Origin of the sequence: Arthrobacter sp. S2(2024), from assembly GCF_036662515.1 — a bacterium.
Classification (GTDB): domain Bacteria; phylum Actinomycetota; class Actinomycetes; order Actinomycetales; family Micrococcaceae; genus Arthrobacter.
The window spans coordinates 17,216-38,356 of record NZ_JAYKZI010000016.1 but is presented as its reverse complement, the minus strand read 5'-3'; the positions used below and the strand labels follow the sequence as shown (position 1 = coordinate 38,356).

At 65.0% G+C, this 21,141-nt stretch carries 21 protein-coding genes; 11 read left to right on the top strand and 10 right to left on the bottom strand.

The features are described 5' to 3' along the window. Positions 1-3 precede the first annotated feature (3 nt). The gene (locus VLA65_RS19840) at positions 4-354 is read right to left on the bottom strand and encodes a YciI family protein (protein ID WP_284750952.1); all 351 of its coding nucleotides are present in this window, start codon (positions 352-354) and stop codon (positions 4-6) included. A 132-nt stretch (positions 355-486) separates the two neighbouring features. Between VLA65_RS19840 and VLA65_RS19835 the strand changes: the two genes are divergently transcribed. Next, entirely contained in the window at positions 487-1,629 is a 1,143-nt protein-coding gene (locus VLA65_RS19835; RefSeq protein ID WP_306964375.1) for a glycerate kinase, read from the top strand. A 187-nt stretch (positions 1,630-1,816) separates the two neighbouring features. Next, a complete protein-coding gene (locus VLA65_RS19830) occupies positions 1,817-2,281 on the top strand; it encodes a GatB/YqeY domain-containing protein (protein ID WP_284990207.1) in 465 nt (154 codons plus the stop codon). An 83-nt stretch (positions 2,282-2,364) separates the two neighbouring features. Here VLA65_RS19830 and VLA65_RS19825 read toward each other — a convergent pair whose 3' ends face one another. Then, positions 2,365-3,717 (bottom strand): uracil-xanthine permease family protein, encoded by a 1,353-nt coding sequence (locus VLA65_RS19825; RefSeq protein WP_332603476.1) that lies wholly within the window; start codon positions 3,715-3,717, stop codon positions 2,365-2,367. A 188-nt stretch (positions 3,718-3,905) separates the two neighbouring features. Here VLA65_RS19825 and VLA65_RS19820 point away from each other — a divergent pair, with 188 nt between their 5' ends. Then, positions 3,906-4,511, top strand: a complete 606-nt coding sequence (locus tag VLA65_RS19820) for a malonic semialdehyde reductase (protein WP_332603475.1) — start codon at positions 3,906-3,908, stop codon at positions 4,509-4,511. A gap of 232 nt (positions 4,512-4,743) precedes the next feature. After that, positions 4,744-5,244 carry a 2'-5' RNA ligase family protein gene (locus VLA65_RS19815; protein WP_332603474.1) on the top strand — a complete coding sequence of 167 codons (501 nt, stop codon included), beginning with the start codon at positions 4,744-4,746 and terminating at the stop codon, positions 5,242-5,244. Between the two features lie 6 nt (positions 5,245-5,250). On the opposite strand, the gene pgm is transcribed toward VLA65_RS19815, so the two are convergent. Next, positions 5,251-6,915 carry a phosphoglucomutase (alpha-D-glucose-1,6-bisphosphate-dependent) gene (pgm, locus tag VLA65_RS19810; RefSeq protein WP_332603473.1) on the bottom strand — a complete coding sequence of 555 codons (1,665 nt, stop codon included), beginning with the start codon at positions 6,913-6,915 and terminating at the stop codon, positions 5,251-5,253. 208 nt (positions 6,916-7,123) lie between these two features. Here pgm and VLA65_RS19805 point away from each other — a divergent pair, with 208 nt between their 5' ends. Continuing rightward, the gene (locus VLA65_RS19805) at positions 7,124-7,720 is read left to right on the top strand and encodes a DUF4190 domain-containing protein (protein ID WP_059388913.1); all 597 of its coding nucleotides are present in this window, start codon (positions 7,124-7,126) and stop codon (positions 7,718-7,720) included. A gap of 82 nt (positions 7,721-7,802) precedes the next feature. On the opposite strand, the gene VLA65_RS19800 is transcribed toward VLA65_RS19805, so the two are convergent. The 3 genes from VLA65_RS19800 to VLA65_RS19790 are packed head-to-tail and all read right to left on the bottom strand — an operon-like array spanning position 7,803 to position 11,525. Then, on the bottom strand, positions 7,803-9,281 hold the full coding sequence (locus VLA65_RS19800; RefSeq protein WP_442880343.1) for a peptide MFS transporter: 1,479 nt from the start codon (positions 9,279-9,281) through the stop codon (positions 7,803-7,805). A gap of 50 nt (positions 9,282-9,331) precedes the next feature. Further along, positions 9,332-10,789, bottom strand: coding sequence for an amidase (locus VLA65_RS19795; protein ID WP_332603471.1), 1,458 nt, complete (start codon positions 10,787-10,789; stop codon positions 9,332-9,334). Further along, a complete protein-coding gene (locus VLA65_RS19790; RefSeq protein ID WP_284990213.1) occupies positions 10,782-11,525 on the bottom strand; it encodes a peptidase E in 744 nt (247 codons plus the stop codon). The genes VLA65_RS19795 and VLA65_RS19790 overlap by 8 nt, the downstream gene beginning before the upstream one ends. Before the next feature lie 83 nt (positions 11,526-11,608). Between VLA65_RS19790 and VLA65_RS19785 the strand changes: the two genes are divergently transcribed. From VLA65_RS19785 to VLA65_RS19775, 3 genes are all read left to right on the top strand, one after another. Beyond that, on the top strand, positions 11,609-11,935 hold the full coding sequence (locus tag VLA65_RS19785; protein WP_059388916.1) for a rhodanese-like domain-containing protein: 327 nt from the start codon (positions 11,609-11,611) through the stop codon (positions 11,933-11,935). 31 nt (positions 11,936-11,966) lie between these two features. Continuing rightward, on the top strand, positions 11,967-12,914 hold the full coding sequence (gene pheA / locus VLA65_RS19780; RefSeq protein WP_306964385.1) for a prephenate dehydratase: 948 nt from the start codon (positions 11,967-11,969) through the stop codon (positions 12,912-12,914). A 129-nt stretch (positions 12,915-13,043) separates the two neighbouring features. Continuing rightward, positions 13,044-13,262, top strand: a complete 219-nt coding sequence (locus VLA65_RS19775; protein ID WP_078107002.1) for a hypothetical protein — start codon at positions 13,044-13,046, stop codon at positions 13,260-13,262. Between the two features lie 45 nt (positions 13,263-13,307). Here the strand turns inward: VLA65_RS19775 and VLA65_RS19770 are convergent, their stop codons facing one another. Further along, entirely contained in the window at positions 13,308-14,354 is a 1,047-nt protein-coding gene (locus VLA65_RS19770; RefSeq protein ID WP_059388918.1) for a diacylglycerol/lipid kinase family protein, read from the bottom strand. A 111-nt stretch (positions 14,355-14,465) separates the two neighbouring features. On the opposite strand from VLA65_RS19770, the gene serS reads away from it, so the two are divergent. Both serS and VLA65_RS19760 read left to right on the top strand, forming a co-directional pair. Next, complete coding sequence (gene serS / locus VLA65_RS19765; protein ID WP_332603470.1) at positions 14,466-15,746, top strand: serine--tRNA ligase; 1,281 nt, start codon at positions 14,466-14,468, stop codon at positions 15,744-15,746. A gap of 302 nt (positions 15,747-16,048) precedes the next feature. Continuing rightward, complete coding sequence (locus VLA65_RS19760; protein ID WP_059388920.1) at positions 16,049-16,894, top strand: HAD family hydrolase; 846 nt, start codon at positions 16,049-16,051, stop codon at positions 16,892-16,894. Positions 16,895-16,971: 77 nt separating this feature from the next. On the opposite strand, the gene VLA65_RS19755 is transcribed toward VLA65_RS19760, so the two are convergent. From VLA65_RS19755 to VLA65_RS19745, 3 genes are all read right to left on the bottom strand, one after another. After that, on the bottom strand, positions 16,972-18,054 hold the full coding sequence (locus tag VLA65_RS19755; protein WP_284990217.1) for an FUSC family protein: 1,083 nt from the start codon (positions 18,052-18,054) through the stop codon (positions 16,972-16,974). 67 nt (positions 18,055-18,121) lie between these two features. Then, complete coding sequence (locus VLA65_RS19750) at positions 18,122-18,721, bottom strand: hypothetical protein (RefSeq protein ID WP_306964393.1); 600 nt, start codon at positions 18,719-18,721, stop codon at positions 18,122-18,124. A gap of 196 nt (positions 18,722-18,917) precedes the next feature. Then, a complete protein-coding gene (locus VLA65_RS19745; RefSeq protein ID WP_059388921.1) occupies positions 18,918-19,406 on the bottom strand; it encodes an inorganic diphosphatase in 489 nt (162 codons plus the stop codon). 313 nt (positions 19,407-19,719) lie between these two features. On the opposite strand from VLA65_RS19745, the gene dacB reads away from it, so the two are divergent. After that, complete coding sequence (gene dacB, locus VLA65_RS19740) at positions 19,720-21,084, top strand: D-alanyl-D-alanine carboxypeptidase/D-alanyl-D-alanine endopeptidase (RefSeq protein WP_332603488.1); 1,365 nt, start codon at positions 19,720-19,722, stop codon at positions 21,082-21,084. The last annotated feature ends 57 nt before the right edge of the window (positions 21,085-21,141 follow it).

Sequence of the window (21,141 nt, the reverse complement as noted above, 5' to 3'; positions counted from 1 at the left end):
AAACTATTCCCGGTAGCCCGCGAACGGCCGGACCTCGATAGGCAGCGTGGTGGCTTGGGCGGCTTTGCGTCCCCAGCCAAGTGCCACGTCCAGGTCCGGGGCTTCGATCACCCACAGGCCGCCCACGTGTTCCTTGGCCTCAGCGAAGGGGCCGTCCGTGGTGAGAACCTCGCCGTCGTTCACACGCACCACTGTGGAGGTACTGGCGGGGTGCAGGCCACCCGTGAAAACCCAGGCGCCGGCGTCGCGCATTTCCTGGTTCAGGACGTCAAGATCGGCCATGATTTTGTTGAGGACTTCGGGCTCCGGGGCTGGGCCGTCGGGCTGGTAGATGCTGAGCAGATAACGTGGCATGACTGTTCCTCCTTGGGATGTGGCGCCGGCACCGTGCCCGCGTCTCACCCTCTATACGAACGGCGCCGGCTGTTTTCGACATCTCCGCGCACGAATCTGCGAAAAGCTTAGCCCCGCTGGCAGGATGGGAACATGCGCATCCTGATTGCCCCGGACAAGTTCAAAGGCTCCCTCACCGCCGCCGAAGCAGCCTCAGCGATGGCCGAGGGGGCATTGCGCGTCTATCCGGACGCCGTGGTGACGCAGTTTCCGATCGCCGACGGTGGCGAAGGAACACTGGAAGCAGCCGTGGCGGCGGGCTACGAAGAGCGGATCAATGCGGTCGTCGGTCCCATCCTCAAGCCGGTAGGCGCTGCGTGGGCCATCCGGCAAAATGCCTTTGGCGGAGCCACTGCGGTGATCGAAACGGCGCAAGCCTCCGGACTGGCACACATGGAGCCGACTCCGGAAAACGCCCTGCGCGCCCACAGCTACGGTTGCGGCCAGCTCATCGCCGCCGCCCTTGACGCCGGAGCCACCGAGATCGTGCTCGGCGTGGGTGGTTCCGCGATGTCCGACGGCGGCAGCGGCGCCTTGCGTGCGCTCGGGCTGAAGCCCCTGGACGCGGCCGGGAACGTGGTTCCACTCGGCGGAGGCTCGCTCGCCGACGTCGTATCCCTCGACGTCTCCGGGCTGGATCCGCGGCTGACCGCGGTGAGGTTCCGGATCGCCGTCGACGTCCGGAACCCGCTCTATGGCAGCGACGGCGCCGCGCATGTTTTCGGCCCGCAGAAGGGGGCGGACGAGGACGCGGTGGAGCTGCTCGACGCCGGCCTGCGCAACTGGGCGTCGCTGCTTCGGGAAGCGGGCGGTCACGACGTCAACGTTCCCGGGGCCGGAGCGGCTGGAGGATTCCCGGCGTCGTTCCTGGCCTTCGCCCAAGCGACGCTGGAAGGCGGGTTCGCCCTGGTGGCGGGCCTGACTGGGCTTCCCGAACAGCTCGCCGGCTCTGACCTGGTGATCACCGGCGAAGGATCCATGGACTCGCAGTCGCTGACCGGCAAGGCACCCATCGCTCTCGCGGATTCCGCCCAAGGGCATGGAATTCCGGTGATTGTGGTGGCGGGCCGGATCCTGGTGACACCGGAGGAACTGGCCGGCCACGGCGTGGTGGCCGCGGCGCAGTTGCTCGACGTCGCACAGCGTCGGGACGGCGTGCCGGATGTTGCCGACGCTGTGGCGAACGCAGCCAAGTACCTCGCGTGGGCCACGAGCCAGGTGCTGGAAGGGGTCTAGGCTCCCGTCCACCCAGGGACATGCCCAGCGGGGTTACTCGGCGTCGTCCGGGCAGATAATTAACCTACAAAGCATGGCTCTGACTTCTGCCATGCATCCACGATGCGACGACCCCGCCCGGGACGCCGTCACCGCCTGCCGGGCTGGCAGCCGGCCAGCACGGCACCATCGAATCGAGGAGCACACCATGTCCACCTTGAAAGAGCGGCTGCACGCAGACGTCGTCAGCCATATGAAGGATGGCAACCGCGTAGCCCTGAACGCTACGCGCAACGTCCTGAGCGAGATCGATACCCGTGAGAAAGCCGGACAGGCGCCGATCCACCTGGACGACGCCCAGATCACCGCCATGTTGCAGAAAGAGGCCGCGCAATATCACGAGGTCGCCCGCCTCTACGAGGAGGCCGGAGAGTCCGAGCGGGCCGCCACGGAGATTGCGGATGCCGAGGTCATCGAGGCCTACCTGCCGGAACCACTGACCGCCGCCGAGGTCGAGTCCATCGTTGACGAGGTCATCGCCTCACTCAAGGCCGAAGGCGTGGAGCTGTCCCTGATGCACATGGGCTATGTCATGAAACCGGTCACCGAAAAGGTCGCCGGCCGCTTCGACGGCAAGGCGGTCAGCGATATTGTGCGTAGGCGCCTCTCATAGCTACCGGTGTTCGGCTAGCGAGCTGTGTTCGGCGGAGAGGGTTGCCCTCCCCGCCGAATGCATGAATTGCGCTGGGCGGCCCCTTACCGCTTCTTCCCACTCCTCTTTGCCGCGGCGTTCATCGCTGCTTTGGCCGCCGGCGGCAGTCCCGCCGTCTCCATCTCCGGCTCGGCAACCGTCCCGCGCCAACGGGCCAGGCCCTTCATGCCGTGGTTGACCGCCAGGGCAGCGGCTGAACCCAGCGCGATGCCCGTGAACTTCAGTTCGCCGATGGTCCACGTATAGTCCGCGATCCCGATAATCAGTGCGACGGCGGCTGTGGTCAGGTTGATCGGGTTGGAGAAGTTGACCTTGTTCTGCACCCAGATCTTCACGCCCAGGACGCCGATCATCCCGTAGAGCATGGTCGCGGCACCGCCCAGCACGCCGGGGGGGACGGTGGCAATGAGTTCGCCGAACTTGGGCGAGAAGCTCAAGAGGATGGCGAAGGCACCGGCAACCCAGTAGGCCGCCGTCGAATAGACCTTCGTCGCCGCCATGACGCCGATGTTCTCCGCGTAGGTGGTGGTGCCGGAGCCGCCGCCGAGGCCGGCGAGGACCGTCGCGACGCCGTCGGCCATCAACGCTCGCCCGGAGACGTCGTCGAGGTTGCGTCCCGTCATCGCGGCCACGGACTTCACGTGCCCTACGTTCTCGGCCACGAGCACCAGGACGACCGGCACGAACAAGCCCACGACGCCGAGGTGGAACTCCGGAGTCTGGAAGTGCGGCAGGCCGATCCACGACGCCGCGTCCATCTTGGAATAGTCCACTTCGCTGCGCGTCATGGCGGTGAGGTAGCCCACCACCACGCCCACCAGGATGCTCAGGCGGCCCAGAATGCCGCGGAAGAGGACGCTCACGAGGATGATCGTCACCAGCGTCACGAGGGCGGTGACGGGGGCCTTATCGAAGTTGGCTTTTGCGGCTGGCGCCAAGTTGAGGCCGATCAGGGCGACGATCGCGCCCGTGACAATAGGTGGCATGGTCCGGTTGATCCACTCAGCGCCGAACTTCTGCACCACCGCGCCGACGAGCGCCAGTACGACGCCGGCAAGCACCACTCCGCCGAGCGCGCCGGGAACGCCGAACTGCTGCTGGGACGCCAGGATGGGGGCGATGAAGGCAAAGCTCGAACCGAGGTAGCTCGGTACGCGCCCCTTGGTAATGACCAGGAACAACAGGGTGCCGATGCCGGAAAAGAGCAGTGTGGTGGCCGGTGGCATGCCCGTGATGATGGGCACAAGGAAGGTGGCTCCGAACATCGCGACGACGTGCTGCATGCCGACGCCGATGGTCAGCGGCCATGCCAGCCGCTCCTCGGGTGCCACCACGTGTCCCGGCCGGATCGTCTTGCCGTTGCCGTGCAGCTTCCATTTGGTTCCGAGCATGCTCATCTGCGGGAGCCTTCCCTGAAAGTTGTGATTGTCCGGGTGCAACCTTACCGCCCGTACGGCCTGCCGATTCCGCTGTGTGGAACGTCACGTGGCTTCACGGGAAGAGGCGGAGGGAAGTTGAAGTTGCAACCATGGAAAGCATAAGCGCCCGGCCGTCGATGGCTGCGGGCACAGCGAAAGGTACGCGAATGACGATCGCCCACGAAGAAGCAGTGATTGACGCCGCAGCAGTCGACGCCATCTTTGCCGAAGCCCGCACTGCCAACTCCTTTGCCGGTGAGGTCTCGGAGGAGCAAGCACAGGCCATCTACGAACTGACCAAGTTCGGCCCGACAGCGTTCAACTCCCAGCCGCTGCGCGTCACCTACGTCCGTTCGGACGAGGCCCGCGCCAAGCTCGTCGAGACCCTCTCTCCGGGCAACAAGGCCAAGACCGCCTCTGCTCCGCTGGTCGCCGTGCTCTCCTACGACACCGCCTGGCACGAGCAGTGGGACAAGTTCCTCCCGGTCTACTCTGCCCCGAAGGCCATGTATGACGCCAACCCCGAGTTCACCGCAACTACGGGCAACAACAACGCCCACCTGCAGGCCGGCTACTTCATCCTTGCCGTCCGCTCCCTCGGCTTCGCTGCCGGCCCCATGACCGGTGCCGACTTCGCCGCGATCGACGCCGAATTCTTCCCCGCCGGTGACCAGAAGAGCTTCCTCGTGGTCAACATCGGCCAGCCGGGGCCGGACGCCTTCGGTGAAGCCAAGCCGAAGTTCGCGTACGACGACGTCGTCCGCACCGTCTAACCCTCGCTCACCTTTAGGGCCTTTTCCGCCGACGCTCGCTCACTCTTGTGAGCGAGCGTTCGCGCTTAAGGCGGTATATCTGAGCGGGCGTTGGTGGTTGGGGCGGTATATCTGAGCGGGCGTTTGTCCTCGAGCGACGCTCGCTCACCTTTAGCGCCTTTTCGAGCGACCCTCGCTCACCTTTGGGATTGATCGTCGCCGGGGGAGGGCGTCGCGGTGGCAAAATTTCCTTATGCGGAACCTCATTCTCGTGGCGTTCGTCGAAGCCGTGGCTGACGGGCTCGTCTTCCCACGCAGTGACTGGCCGCTGCACATCACCCTGTTGAGGTTCGACGTCGAGCCCTCCGATGGTGTCGACGTCGCCGCGCGCCTCAGCGAGCTTGTGACGGCCCCCGCGATGGGCGCCCTCGGGGCTGAACTGACGGTGGGGCCCGACGCCGGATTCGGTCACCAAGGGTCCATCCCGGTCAGCCTGGTGGAACACCATCCCCTTTTGCAGGGTCTGCATGAGGAACTGTTCGAAGCCATGGAGAGTGTCGGCGGGCGCGCGGCAACCCCGCGATACGTCATGGAGAACTACCGTCCGCACATTTCGCATCACGACGGCAAGCGCCCCAAGCCGGGTGACGCCGTCGTGCTCGATCAGATCGCACTGGTGGACATGGCGCCGGAAGGCAACCACACGATCCGGCGGATCCTGAAAGTGTGGCGCCCCCCGGCGGAGCCAAACTAGCGAGGTCTAGGAGATCACGCCGTCCACGAGCGCCTTGGCCTCTTCTTGGACCTGCTTGAGGTGCTCGGCTCCCTTGAAGGACTCGGCGTAGATCTTGTAGACGTCCTCGGTTCCCGACGGACGGGCCGCGAACCAGGCGTTCTCTGTGACAACCTTGAGCCCGCCGATCGAGGCGCCGTTGCCGGGAGCCTCGGTCAACTTGGCGGTGATGTCCTCGCCCGCCAGCGTGGTGGCTGTGACATCCGCGGCGGAGAGCTTGCCGAGCTTGGCCTTCTGCTCCCGCGTCGCAGCGGCGTCGATCCGGGCATAGACGGGCGCGCCGAACTGGTCCGTGAGGCCCTTGTAGAGCTGCGACGGCGACTTGCCGGTGACGGCCGTGATCTCCGATGCCAGGAGGGCCAACAGGATGCCGTCCTTGTCGGTGGTCCAGACGCTTCCGTCGCGCTTGTTGAAGGAGGCGCCCGCGGATTCTTCGCCGCCGAAGGCACCCTCGCCCGAGAGCAGGCCGGGGACGAACCACTTGAAGCCCACGGGAACTTCCACGAGCTTGCGGCCCAGCCCCGCGGCAACGCGATCGATGATGGAGGAGGAGACAAGGGTCTTGCCGACGACGGACTCCGGGTTCCAGCCTGTGCGGTTGCGGTATAGGTAGTCGATCGCGACGGCGAGGTAGTGGTTCGGGTTCATCAAGCCGCCGTCGGGCGTCACGATGCCGTGGCGGTCGGCGTCGGCGTCGTTTCCGGTGGCAACGTCGAAGGCGCCCGTTCCGGCCGAAGCACTATCCGACATGCGCTTGATGAGTGAGGCCATGGCCGACGGCGAGGAGCAGTCCATGCGGATCTTCTCATCCCAGTCGAGGGTCATGAAAGCCCACTGCGGGTCCACGGTGGGGTTGACCACGGTCAGGTCGAGCTGGTGGCGTTCGCCGATTTCACCCCAGTAGTCCACGGATGCGCCGCCCATGGGGTCCGCGCCGATGCGTACGCCGGCGGTGCGGATCGCATCGAGGTCCAGGACGGAAGGGAGATCGTCCACGTAGCTGCTCAGGAAATCGAACTTGCCCGTGCCATCCGCTTTGAGGGCGTCGTTCAACGGAATCCGCTTGACGCCGCGCAGCCCGTTTTCCAGGAGCTCGTTGGCGCGGTTGGCGATCCAGCCGGTGGCGTCGGTGTCTGCAGGGCCGCCGTGCGGGGGGTTGTACTTGAAACCGCCGTCGGCCGGAGGGTTGTGGCTCGGGGTGACCACGATGCCGTCTGCCTGGGGCTGCCCGGGGCCGGCTTCGTTGTTGTATTTCAGGATCGCATGGCTCAGGGCGGGGGTGGGCGTGTAGCCGTGGCGCGCGTCGATCAGTACGTTGACACCGTTGGCGGCGAGGACCTCAAGGGCGGAATTCTGCGCCGGTTCGCTGAGCCCGTGGGTGTCCTTGGCCAGGAAGAGTGGGCCGGTGATGCCTTGCCCGGCGCGGTATTCCACGATCGCCTGGGTGATGGCGAGGATATGCCCTTCATTGAATGAGGCCTTGAGGCTCGACCCCCGATGCCCGGAGGTGCCGAAGGCAACGCGTTGTGCGGGATCACTAAGATCCGGCGTCACGTCGTAGTACGCGTCAAGAAGAGCGGTGATGTCTACAAGGTCCTGGGGAAGGGCAACAGTGCCCGCACGGCTAGCCATTGACCCAGCATGCCAGACCGCCCGGTGCGCTAGAAGAGAAAACCGACTATTGCGGGGCCTGTGACTTCGTATTTCCGCATGATCGACGAAGATTCACTGCCCGTTTACCGGAGTGCGGCATGGCGTTGCGGAGCCGGGGCTCTGCGAGCTTATGTGCGCCTTCGCTCGGCGGTAGGCTGGGCACAAAGACTCGCAAGGGGGATATTCCATGACCGACCAGCCAGCTAAACCCGAGAACGCTCCCGAGGGTGACGAACCGCCCAAGGGCTACGAGCCACCGTCGTACATTCCGCCCGCACCCCAGGCCGGTGAGAACCCGTACGGCGAGCAGCCGTTTGCCTCGCCGGCGGCTTCCGGCCCCTACGGCCAGCCACAGCCGCAACAGCCCCAGGGTGGTCCGGCTCAGTACGTCCAGCCGCCCTATGGCCAGCAGCCGGCCAGCCCTTACGGCCAGCCCGCTTCGCCGTATGGTCAACAACCTCCCCAAGGGCCGCCTGGCTACGGGCAGCCGGCCAGTCCCTATGGCCAGCCCGCCTACTACGGCATGCCGGTCGAGCCGAAGGGCCTGAGCATTGCGAGCATGTGCTGCGGGATCGCGGTCTTCGTGGGCCTTGGCTTCTTCGTCCTGCCCCAGATTGCCGCGGTGATCCTCGGCCACATGGCCCTCAGGAAGGAACCGGCCGGCAAGGGCATGGCCATCGCGGGCCTTGTACTGGGATACCTGGGCATTGTTGCCGTGACGATCTTCTGGGTCTTTGTCGCGATTTTTGCCGCCACGGCTTCGCGTTACAACTACAACTACTAGCGACAACGACGGCGGCCGGTGCGCCTGGCGGGAAACCCGCCGAACGCACCGGCCGCCGTCGCGCTCCAGCTCGGTTACGTGACTAGCGCACGCCGCCCATCAATTTCTTGATGGCGGGCGAGCCGGCCGCCAAGGCAGCAGCGATCACAACCGCCGTGCCGCCGACGCCCAGGAAGTACGGCAATTCGTTGTCAGGGTTGTACAGGCCGGCCAGGATGCCCGCCAACGCGGTGCCGAGAGACACCGAGAGGAAGAACAGGGCCACCATCTGGGTGTGGAAGGCCTTGGGGGCCAGCTTGGTGCTCACGGACAGGCCGATGGGGGACAGGAACAGTTCCGCCAAGGTGAAGAGGAACAGGATTCCCACGAGCGCAAGCAGCGGGGTTTTTCCTGCGCCGGACAAGGGGATGAAGGCCAGGAATGCCAGTCCCATGACGAAGAGTCCGGCAGCGAACTTGATGGGGGATCCCGGCTGCTTCGGACCAAGTTTTGTCCAGAGGGCAGCCATGACGCCTGCGAAGACGATGATGAATACAGGGTTGATGGACTGTACCCAGGCCGCCGGCATTTCCCATCCGAAGAGGTTGCGGTCCAGTTTTTCCTCCGAGTACACGGCAATGAACGTGAACTGCTGCTGGAAGAGTGCCCAGAACGCTGCAGACGCGATGTACAGCGGAATGAATGCGACAACACGCTTGCGCTCAAACGGCGTGACCTTCTTGCTTCTGAAGATCAGCGTGAAATAGATGACCGAGGCGACAATGGCGGCGTATGCCATGCTCTTGGCCAGGTTGCCGGGATTCACCACGCCGGTTATCAGCAGCACGGCGATCACGACGGCGATGCCGAGGAAGATGAGCCCATAACGGCTCCGCTGTGCTGACGGAAGGACGTTTGGAACGCGGTGTGCTTCTTCCGGGAGCTTGTTGCGGCCCAGTGCGTAGATGACCAGGCCGATCGCCATGCCGATTGCGGCTGCGCCGAAGCCCCAGTGGAAGCCGTTGCTTTCCTGCAGCCAGCCGGTCACGAGCGGTCCGATGAGGGCGCCGAGGTTGATGCCCATGTAGAAGATGGAGAAGCCGGCGTCACGGCATTCGTCCTTCTCCCCATAGAGGGTGCCGACCAGCGCTGTTGCGTTCGCCTTGAGGCCGCCGGATCCGATACCCACCAGCACGAGGCCCGCCACCAGGCCCGGGATCCCGGGCAGGAGCGCAAGTGCGATGTGGCCGGTCATGATCATGATGGCGGAACCGAAAAGTACCCGTTCGGAGCCGAAAAGCCGGTCCGCCAACCAGGCGCCCAGGATCGTGGAGAGGTACACGCCTCCGCCGTACGCGCCAACCAGTCCGGCGGCGAGCGATTTGTCGATCGAGAGTCCGCCATGGTCCGCGGTGAAGTACATGTAGTAAAGCAGGATGCCCTGCATGCCGTAGAAGGAGAATCGTTCCCACATTTCTACGGAGAAGAGGCTGGCCAGCATCTTTGGGTGGCCGAAAAATGACGTATCGCCCGCGTTTTTGGCGGGCGTCCGCGTGTCTAGAGTTGTGCTCATCTGATCCATGGTGACATTGACTGAGCGCATTTGTCACATCATTTAGATGCCTCGAGCAACTATTTGCCGGGGTGGGGCGCCACTTTTTGCTGCCTCTCAAGCTGCCTCGCGAGCCGCAGGAGCAGCAGCTCGGATCCCGGTTTTCCGATGAGTTGGATGCCCATCGGAAGCCCCGTTCCGGGCGTCGGGCCGGTCCAATGAACCCGCACGGTGATCGCCGGCAGGCCGCACACGTTCACCATTGAGGACCAGGGCGCAAACTCGCATTGCTTGCGGTAGTCGTCGTCCGCGTCGCCTGGCCAGTCGGGGGCCGGCCATTGCTCGCCTCCGGGCATTGTGCCGGTGAACCAGCCCACGGGCCGTGGCGTCTGTGCCAGCGACGGCGTCAGGACGAGGTCCCACTGCGCGTACTGGGTGACGGTATCGTGCGTGAACTGCCGCAGGAAACCGAGCGCTTCGTTGACCTTGGCTGCGCTCCGCTGTTGCGCCCGACGCCGGAAGGTCCGGGTCAGCGGGGTCAGCAGGGCTTCGCGCTGCGGCAGGATCCGGGCGCTCCCAACGCCGGCAGTCCAGGCGGTGGTGAACGCTTCCGGATAGCGATTGTCATAACGGACCTCGGCATCCAGCACTGAATGGCCCGCGTCCGTCAGCAGTGCGATGCCTTTGGCGAAGGCATCAAGGGCTTCCCGCTCCGGGGTGAACGGGAAAGTGGTGGACCACGGGCTGTCCAGGCTCGCGCCGATGCGCAATGCGCCGGGAGCCTCCTCGAGGCCCGCAAGGTAGCCCCCTTCCGGACGGATTCCGGGTGGCACCAGGGCATCCATCATGAGAGCGGCATCCTCCGCGGAGCGAGCCAAGGGGCCGGCCACCACCAGGCGTGCCGCGTCCCCGACGCTCTCGCCGGCCGGCACCAGGCCGCGGCCCGGCTTCAACCCCAGCAGTCCACATGCCGCAGCGGGAATACGTATGGATCCGCCGCCGTCGCTCCCGGGCGCGAAGGGAACCAAGCCCGCCGCAACCGCGGCAGCACTGCCTCCGGAAGAGCCGCCGGAGCTGCGGCTCAGTGCATATGGATTGCGCGACGGCGGTGCGATGCGGTTTTCGCTGTAGGCCGTAAGTCCGAATTCCGGAACCTGAGTCTTGCCCAGTGAGATGGCACCCGCGCCTTTGAGCGTTGCGGCAAGGGCTCCGTCCTCCGGGGCGGGCTTCCGGTCCAGGGCACCGCTGCCATGGGTGGTCACTACTCCGGCAACATCCGTGAGGTCTTTGAAAGCCAGCGGCACGCCGTGCAGGAGGGGAAGCTCCGGGCCACCGCTGCGTCGGCGGACGTAGGTTGCGTCCGCGGCCCCGGCGTCGAGCATGGCCTGGTCCGCCGTCACCGTGACGAAGGCGCCCAGCGTATGGTTCAGCTGTCCGATCCTCGCGAGGAAGTGCTCCGCCACCTCGGTTGCCGAGAGCTCGCCGGCGGCCAAGGCTTGGCGCAACCCGGCCGCGCCGAGCTCGTGGATGTCAGCCAAGGAAGCGGGCCTCCAAGCGCTCTTCCACGGCAACGCTATCGGCCGGATCGCTGGAAGTCGCGGTGACGCGATAGGCAGCCTTGCCCCTGACCTCGGCAACCACGTCCACAAGTTCCGTGCCCCTGTAAACCAGCCCGACGCCGTCGTCGGTGCAGTGCGTTTCGCCCAGCACGCCTTCCGCCACCAACTGGTGGACCAGGGGGCGGCGGCCCGGCTCGGAGTCATAATGGACGCCGTTGGCGTAGGGGAGGAAGTCCAGTCCGTTGGTCACAGCGCGCAATTCAGGGCCGTACGAATCCGTAGTGCCGCCCTGGAACCAACAAATCGAGCCCGCGGACACCCCTGCCAGCACCACACCGTGTTCCCAGACGCGCCTCAAGATGCTGTCCAGTCCGTGGGCGCGCCATACGGCCAGAAGATTGACCACGGAACCACCGTTGACCCACACCACGTCCTGTTCCAAAAGGTAGGCCTCGGGATCGCCGTAGTTGGGCATCGTGAAAAGGTTCAGGTGGCTGAAATCGAAGCCCGAAACCCGGGCGGCCTGGTCCAATTCCGCGGCGAACCAACGCTGGTCTCCGGAGGCCGTCCCAATATGCGCCACTCGCGGCGCACGTCCGCTGACCCCGGAGAGTTCGACGGCGTGGTGAACCAGGAGGTCGAACTCCATCCTGGTGCGATGCCCGGACTTATAGCCACCGGAGGTTGCCAGGATGGTGGGCCCGTCGGCAGCCATGGCGCCTCCTTTTGCCTTGAGCGGTCTCGGTCCCTGCAACGGTAGGCTGGATTGGAGATCTGAATCAACTGGAAGGGACCCACGTGAGCGATTTCGAGACCGTGCCTGTCGGCGATGTTCCGGCCGACGCGAAAATCCTGGATGTCCGGGAGGATTACGAATGGGTAGCGGGCCACGCCGAGGGTGCGCTGCATATTCCGCTTGACCAGATCCCGGCGCGCCTTGACGAGCTTGATCCTGACGATGACTTGTATGTCATCTGCCGTACGGGCGGACGGTCCTACCGGGCGGTCCAGTGGCTGGTGGGGCAGGGTTACACCGCCACCAATATAGCCGGAGGCATGGACATGTGGTTCGAGACCGGCCGCCCGATGGTATCTGAGAACGGCCTCAAGCCGGTCGTCCTGTAGCCCCAACGCATAACACCTAAGGAATATATACATGTCGGGATCCGTGCTCACCTACACGTTCCTCGGTCCTGAAGGCACCTTTACCGAGGCTGCCCTCTTGCAGGTCCCCGGAGCGGCCGATGCCAACAGGGTCCCTTGCACCAATGTGAACACGGCTTTGGAGAGGGTTCGCCAAGGCGAGGCGGATGCGGCCATGGTGCCGATCGAGAACTCGGTGGAAGGTGGAGTGACCGCCACCCTGGATGCTATTGCCACCGGAACCGAGCTGCGGATCATCCGCGAAGCCCTCGTTCCCATCACGTTCGTGCTGGTTGCCCGGCCCGGCGTGAAGATCTCGGACATCCGCCGGGTCTCCACCCATGGCCATGCCTGGGCCCAGTGCCGGCTGTGGGTCGACGAAAATATCCCAAATGCGGAATATGTGCCGGGATCCTCTACGGCAGCGGCCGCCGTCGGGCTTCTCGAGGGTGATGTGCACTATGACGCCGCCATCTGCGCACCCCTTGTCGCGGCCGAGCGGCCGGGACTGAATATCCTTGCGGAGAACATTGGAGACAACCCCGGCGCGGTTACGCGCTTCGTCCTGGTCAGCCGTCCCGGCGCACTGACTGAGCGCACGGGTGCCGACAAGACCACCGTCGTCGTGCCCCTGCCCGAAGACCGCCCGGGCGCCCTGATGGAAATACTGGACCAGTTTGCCACCCGCGGAGTCAACCTCAGCCGTATCGAGTCCCGGCCCACAGGCCAGTATCTGGGTCACTATTTCTTCAGTATCGACGCCGACGGCCACGCGTCGGACGCCCGGGTAGCCGACGCCTTGGCAGGCCTGCACCGGATCAGCCCGGCCACCCGCTTCCTGGGGTCTTATGCGCGGGCGGACGAGCAGAAAGCCTTCGTGGCTCCGCATACCTCCGACGCCGCGTTCGCATCCGCGCATGCCTGGGTCCGGGCCATTTTGGGTGGGGAACCGGGCGCTTGACCGGCCCGAATCCGCTTCGCAAAGCGTTGGATAATTGACTCTTCAACCCCTATCGCGTGGATAAAACTGTGCGTATGCTTGCTTGATCCACAATTGATGGACGCATGCCCCTAACGGAGGGAGCGGGCCATGTCAGGAAATAGCAATGACACCAGCGGCCAGGGAATGATCGTCAATCCCAAGCCCAAGGCGGACAACCAGGACTGGGACGGCGACGACGCCGACCGGGCCGATCGGCTGCGCTTTGAGGAAGAACAGGCGATGATTCGCGAGCAATCGGAAGCGCGCGCAGCCGCCAAAGCCTTGGCAGAACACAAAGCAACGGAAGCGGCGAAGAACGCCAAATAGCGCGTTGCGCCGTCGCGCGCGCACCGGTAGTTGCACGAGTACCGGTTATTGGACGCGCACGAGGAGAGAACGCGGCTCCACCTTGACGGTGACCTTCGTGGCCTCGCCCGAGGGATCACCGTCAAGTTGCGTGGCCATCGGTTCGCTGCTGCTGATGACAACTTTGCCCGAACGGTAGTAATTCATGACCGGCAGGTTCCGGTTGTGCTTGAACAGGATCTTGGCGTACACCGCGAGCCAGCCGATGGCACTACGGGGGCTCATGACCACAACGTCCAGCACGCCGTCGTCGATCATCGCACCGGGGATGAAGTCGATGCCGCCCGGAATCAGGCCGCAGTTGGCGAACAAGACGCTTCGGATTTTCCGGGATTGCTCGGGCTCGTCGTCCATGGCAATGGTGACCTTTTTGCGCCGGCCGGGCAGGTGGCGGACACCCGCCTCGGTGTAGGCCAGCCAGCCGACTGCCTTCTTGAGCCCGTCGTTGGTATCGCCCACAACCTCGGCGTCGAGTCCCATGCCGGCGATCACCAGGAATGCATGCTCGGAAGAGGCGCCTGTCAGCTCGTTGTGGATCGCCATTCGGGCGGTGTCGATGTAGCGCTGGTGGCCGAAGAGCGCTGTGTGGACGCTGCCCCGCAGATCGTTGACATCCAGGTTCACGTTGCGTGCCAGCAGGTTTCCGGTTCCCAAGGGAATCAAGCCCATCGCGACGTTGGTGTGCGCGAGGGCCTCAGCCACGACGCGCACGGTGCCGTCGCCGCCGCCGACGAGTATGACGTCGGGCTTATACGCGAGTGCCGCCTTGGTTTGCGAATGGCCGGGATCGTCTGCGGTGGTTTCGAAGAAACGGGGTTCGTCCCAGCCCGCAAGATGGCAGGCTTCCCGGATGATCCTCCGCGCGTCCTCGGCTTTCGCCTTGACCGGGTTAAGGACCACGGCCACCCTTTGCAGGCCGGCTTCCGGCTTGTGTGCGTCTTCATGCACAGCGCTGCGGGTATGCCTGGCCCTGAGCCGGCGCACGCCCCACCAACTGGAGACGGCGAAGACCACGCCCCCAGCCAGAATCACGTACAGGATCCAGTTGCTCATGGTGCTTCAACCCTATCCCGCTGCAGGCGCGGCGGTGCACGGCGGAAGGGGGTGCCGGCCGCCGTCGGGCATTGGCCGCGGAGCTGCGCGCTCATTCGATACTCTTGTCTGGTGATCGACGTAAAAGACCTCAGCGAAAACCCGGACAAGTTCCGTGCCAGCCAGCGCGCCCGCGGCGCCGACGAGTCCGTGGTGGACGCGATCATTTCCGCCGATTCGGACCGCCGCGCGGCCCTGATCCGCTACGAAAACCTCCGTGCGGAGCAGAACGCCTTCGGCAAGAAGGTGGCACAGGCCAAGGGCGACGAAAAACGGGCGCTGCTGGCCGAGGTCAAGGAACTGGCCAATTCGGTCAAGGCTGCCTCCGCCGAAGCCGACGCAGCCCAGGCCAAGCAGGAAGAGCTGCTGCGGGTCATTCCCAACCTGATTGTGGACGGCGTGCCTGAGGGCGGCGAGGACGACTTCGTCGTGGTCAAGACGGTCGGCACCCCGCGCGAATTCCCGGACTTCGAGCCGAAGGACCACCTGGAAATCGGCGAACTCATTGGCGCGATCGACATGGAACGCGGCGCCAAGGTCTCAGGCGCGCGCTTCTACTTCCTCCGCGGCGTCGGCGCCCGCTTGGAGATGGCCCTGCTGCAGATGGCCATGGACCAAGCCATCGAGGCCGGCTTCGTCCCGATGATCACCCCCACTTTGGTGCGTCCGGAGACCATGCAGGGCACCGGGTTCGATGTAAAGCACGACGCCGAGATCTACCGTCTCGCCGAAGACGACCTTTACCTCGTGGGAACCTCGGAAGTGGCCCTCGCGGGTTACCACGCGGACGAGATCCTGGACCTGTCGGCCGGGCCTATCCGCTACGCGGGGCAGAGTTCCTGCTACCGTCGCGAAGCGGGTTCGCACGGCAAGGACACCCGCGGCATCATCCGCGTCCACCAGTTCAACAAAGTGGAGATGTTCATCTACACCACGGTTGAAGAGGCCGCTGCCGAGCACGAGCGGCTCCTGGCTTGGGAAGAGGAAATGCTGGCCAAGGTTGAGCTCCCGTACCGCGTGATCGACACCGCGGCGGGCGATCTCGGCATGTCCGCGGCCCGGAAGTTCGACTGCGAAGCCTGGGTTCCCACGCAGAACGCGTACCGCGAGCTCACGTCGACGTCCAACTGCACCACCTTCCAGGCCCGCCGCCTGAACATCCGTGAGCGCGCGGTCAACGAGGACGGCGTAGTGAAGGGCACGCGCGCCGTGGCTACCCTGAACGGCACGCTGGCCACCACCCGCTGGATCGTGGCCATCCTGGAGCACCACCAGAACCCGGATGGCTCGGTCAACGTCCCCAAGGCCCTCCAGAAGTACATCGGAGGCCTTGAGGTCCTGCCCGTTCTGTAGCTCAGTGGGCGGGGTGGAGCGGTCCTCCACAACCGGGGGCACTGGACGGGATCGTGGCTGATGCCACCAAACACAGAGCACTCCGCATCGCGAGCTTGGCCCACACGAAGGCCGAATCGGTGGGGGAGTCGCACAGCCGGGCCGTCTTCGGCAGAAGCTCCTGCGCGCCGGACTACGGCCTCGCGGCAAGGCCTCAAGTTAATATTCACACTGTGGACAACGTGGGAGTATTCACCGCGTGTTAATCCCTTGCTGTGGCCTGCGTCCTAGCTGGCGGCGGTGGGGTCTGCTTCACTGGAGGCATGACTATATTGACTGGTACCTCAGTCGCTGGCATCGATGACCAGCGGAATGTGAATCACAAACTCATGGTGGCGTTGGACGTCGACGGAACCCTCGTGGATCACGATGGCCACATGTCACCTGGTGTCCGCGACGCCGCAAGGGCGGTTGTAGCCCACGGCCACGACGTCCTGATCGCCACGGGCCGTTCGTTGAACGCCACGTTGCCCATCATTGAGCAGATAGGGCTGGAACGGGGATATGCCGTGTGCTGCAACGGAGGTGTCACATTGCGGCTCGACCCCCAACTGGACGCAGGCTACGAGATCATTCACAAGGCCACGTTCGATCCCGCCCCCGCGTTGATGGCTCTTCGCGAGCAGCTTCCGTCCGCCAAATACGCGCTTGAGGACGAGGACGGGAACTTCCTCTCCACGGAGCGGTTCCAGGACGCCAGCTTCGGCGTTGAGGCCATCGGCGTCGATTTCCAGACCATGCTCGATGCCACTGCGGTGCGTGTCGTGGTGTTCAGCAGCGAAAACACGGCCGAAGAATTTTCCACAGCCATTCGCAAGATCGGGCTGTCCGGGGTCACCTATTCGGTGGGCTGGACGGCCTGGCTGGATATCGCCGCCGCCGGGGTCACCAAGGCCAGCGCTTTGGAGCAGTTGCGCCGGCGGCTTGGCACGCACCCGCGCCACACGGTGGCAGTGGGGGACGGCCGCAATGATATCGAAATGCTCAGCTGGGCCGGGCGCGGTGTCGCCATGGGCCAGGCGCCTGAGGAAGTCATCGCCGTCGCGGACGAGGTCACCGCTTCGGTGTACGACGACGGTGCGGCCCTCATCCTGCGTCGCCTGCTGTAATAGCCCTGCTCAACTGAACCTGCGCAACTGAGGTAGCCCCGCGCTGCGGGGCTACGCCAGTTCACCCCATCGCTAGCTCAGGCGTCGTCGGAGACCACAGTGATGATCCGGCGGAGGCTCATGGCGACCGATGCGGTGGCGTTCACGGACTCCTGGCCGGCGGCTGCTTCCGTAACGGTGTCACTTAGTGCTGCCACACTGTCCCGGGCTTCGTCCAGGGCATCCCGGAAGTCTCCGGAATCTCCGTGCCTCCATTGCCGGATCGCTGTTGCTACGTCGTCGAGCGCCTCAGCCAGGTTTGGCGGGACACCCTCCGGAATGACCGTTCCCGCGTCCTCTTCCCAGATGACGCTTGCCAGGACGTCCGTGATGTCCTGGACGTGAAAGGTCAGCCGTTCCAGCGTTCGCAAACCGGCCAGGTCGGCGGGCAGCCGGCGGGCTCGACGGCGGGACCGCGGGTTCGCTTTTGCGCTCAACTTCGCCGCTTGGACAGCTGCCCGCACGTCGGTCGCGGTACGTGCGAGCTCGCCGCTGCGGCTCGCCCATTCCTCATGGTCCGGTGGCCAGGATTCCGTCATGGCGCTGGCCATGTCCTTGAGTTGCTTGGACAATGCCCGTTGGTGTCCGTCGATGGCGGGATCGATGCCTTCAAGATGAAGGGGAGGGAAGACCAGCCAGTTCACCGCGAATCCGACGGCCACGCCCATAGCCATTTGCAGGACGTACGCGAAAGAGAATCCCTGCGCATTCGAATAACCCAGGACCAGCACGAATAGCGCCGCCATGGGAACCCATTCGGAGGCGCTTCCAAGCCTTGGCAGGCCGCCGATAACCACGCCCAGGCCGACGACGACGGCCACCGCCAGCGCGTTCGGGGTGGTGACCGTGGTCACGGCGAAGGCCATGGCAATGCCCAATCCGAGTCCCAGCAGGCTTTGCAGCCCATGCTTGGCGGAAGCCGCAACAGTGGGGTGCATGCTGACCAGGACGCCCAAGGGAGCGTAATAGGGATAGGCGGCGGCTGTCCCAGGCATGAGCGGCGCGAGGTACCAAGCCACCCCCGCCGCGACGGCCGTCTTTGCGGCAAACAGGAGTCGGTGGCCTGTGACGGCCTGCCTGAGAGCGGGAAGAAGCCGCCCAAGCTTTGGCTTGGAGATCATGGACTCAAGGTAGGCCGGGAAGAACGGACGTGTCGAGGACAATATGGATGAACGCGGGCTGACGCAATCAGTAAACGTCGAGGATCAACTGCAGCAAGCGCGCCGCGGCCGGCCGGGCGGCGTGCTCCTCCACCCATTGGGCGCGTGCCAGGGCCTTGCTCACGGCTTGGGTGCTGATCCCCAGTTCCTGGGCCACGGCCTTCTGCTGCCCACGCACGCCGGGCGTCAGCAGGTCCAGGACGCGCCACTCGGCAACGCTCCGATGCTGCACGATGTGCCCCAGGAGCCGCAGCACGGCCTCCGATTCGGCAGCGAGGGCAGCGATCGGCCCCTCGACTGCCACAGGGACCCGCTCTTTGCCGTTCCGCAAGCGGTCCACGGCGCGGCGTGCGTAGACCAGGCCGTGTCCGGAGGCGTCTTTGATTTGCTGCGGCAGGGGTTCGTTGACCGGTCCCACGCCGATTCCCACGTACCACTGTCCGCTCCTCAAGGCGATGAGCGCTGAATCCACGGCCTGATGGGGGAATTCCACGATGCCCTGGACTTCGTCCTCCACCGAGCGGTCAAAGTCCAAGCACGCCGGGACGTGGCGCAGGTCTTTGAGCAGCTGCGGTACGAGGTCTCCGTCGCCGCGGCTGTCGCGTTGGTTGATGGTCAGGGTGAACATTGTGGATCAAACATTACCGGCAGGTAGCTGACTTTCAAGCGGTTAATCCAGAGCCAACTTCTCGTTACGACGGCGGGTGCCCGGCGATTGTGGGCCGATCCGTTCCGTGTCGGGTCCCCACCCATTAACGACGGCGGCGGGTGCGGTTCGCATGGAACCGCACCCGCCGCCGTCGGAAGTGGGGAGGTAGCGGGGACTAGTGGGAGACCGGAACGTAACGCTTGATGGAAGCCTCCAGCTCGGCTTCGGCGGCGGCGCGGTCGGCCCAGCCTTCAGCCTTGACCCACTTACCCGGCTCAAGGTCCTTGTAACGGGTGAAGAAGTGCTCGATTTCCTTGATCAGGAATTCGCTGACATCGGAGATTTCCTGGATGTGGTCGAAGCGCGGGTCGGCCGGAACGCAGAGGACCTTTGCGTCTCCGCCGCCATCGTCGGTCATGTTGAAAACGCCGATGGGGCGGGATTCAACGATGACGCCGGGGTAAAGGTCGAAGTCCTGCAGGAGGACCAGTGCGTCCAGCGGGTCGCCGTCCTCGCCAAGGGTGTTCTCGAAGAACCCGTAGTGCGTGGGGTACTGCATGGAGGTGAACAGGACGCGGTCCAGGCGGACGCGGCCGGTCTCGTGGTCAACTTCGTACTTGACGCGCGACCCCTTGGGGATCTCGATCGTGACGTCGTGCTTCATGGAATGCTCCTTGACGGTATTGGCATGGGCGCGGCAACAGAGCAGCCGACGCCGCCGACTACTATTGAGGATATAGCGAGAGGCCCAAGTTTCTTGAAACGGTGGGGACATTCAAGACTTTGAGGACTAAAGCTGCATGAAGGGCGTTGACGAGGCGGGGGCTGACAACCAGTCTCCGGAACAGCAGGAAAATCCCGTTCTCAGGCCCCGGAAGCCCAGAGCCGGGACGCCCGCGAGGCCGGAACCGAAGGGTGTCGTCGGCTTTCTGCCACTGGTTTTGTTGGCCGCGGTCATCGCGGCCTTGGCGGTGCCGATGGGCCTCGGAGTCGCACCCGGCTTCTTCGGGGTAGCCGCTGCGCCCGCGCCCCAGGTGCCGGCCTGGCAACAGGTCCCCAAGCAACTGAGCCGCACCCAGATCGTTGCCCCTTTGGACGCTTCCGCCCCGGTCCCGCTGCAGGCCGATGTCACCAGCCAGCTCAACGCCCTCCTGACGCCCGACGGCGGGGGAGACTTCACCGGCGTCGTTGAAGATGCGTTGACCGGACTTCCGCTTTACGATCGCGACGGCGCCAAGAACCGGGTGCCGGCGTCCAACATGAAGCTGCTGACGGCGGTCGCGGCGCTGCGGGCGATCGGCCCGGAGACCCGCTTCAACACGCGGGTCTTGACGGGACCTTCGCCGTCGACGATCATCTTGAGCGCCGGGGGTGACGTCCTGCTCGGCGACGGCCCGTCCCAGCCAAGCGAAGTGCTTGGCCATGCCGGCCTGGAGACTCTCGCGGCAGATGCGGCGAAAGCGCTTCAGGACCGCGGTGTGAAGGGTCCGGTCACAGTCCAGTTGGACGATGGACTGTTCACCGGTCCGGCTTTGAATCCGGCGTGGAGCCTCGACGACGTCGCTGCCGGTGAAACCGCGCCGATCTTTCCGCTCGCCCTGAACTCGGCCCGGACAAGCCCGGGAGCAACCACCGGTCCGCGTCCGCAAGACGCTGCGCTCACCGCCGCCGAGGCTTTCGCCGGGAAACTCCAAGCCGCGGGCGCCGCCGCCGGATTCACAGTGGTCCCCGGTGTGGAACGCGCCGCCGCTCCGGCAGGGAAGCAGGACGTCCTTGCCAGCGTGGCTTCTGCGACCGTCCGCGAGCAGGTGGACTTGATGCTGGAAACCTCGGACAACTACCTCGCCGAGGTATTCGGCCGGATGGCCGCGCTGTCCGCTGGAAAGCCGGGATCCAACGACGGCGCGACGGCGGCCGTGAGCGCCCAGGTGGCGGAACTGGGGATCGCGACGGACTCCATGCACTTGGCGGACGTGTCCGGCCTTGCCTTGGGCAACCAGGTGTCCGCGCGGCAGTTCGCGGATGTGGTGCGGGCGATTACCTCCGGACCGGACACTCGCCTCCGTGCCGCCCTCGCCGGGTTCCCCGTTGCCGGGCTGACCGGGACGCTCGGCGACCGCTACGCAGACGCCACCACCTCCCAAGGGGCTGGATTGGTGCGGGCCAAGACCGGCACCTTGAATTCGGTGATCGCTCTGAGCGGCTATGTGGTGGACGCGAACGGCCGCCTCCTGGTCTTTTCCTTTATCGGCAACGGGCTGACGCCGGGCGCGGCGGGGAACAAAGTGGCGCTGGACAGGTCCGCGACGGCCCTCGCGTCATGCGGTTGCCGGGCCGGCTGACCTTTGCCGCTGCCTGGCGTTCGCCGCTGAGCGAACTTAAGGGTGCAGATTCAGACT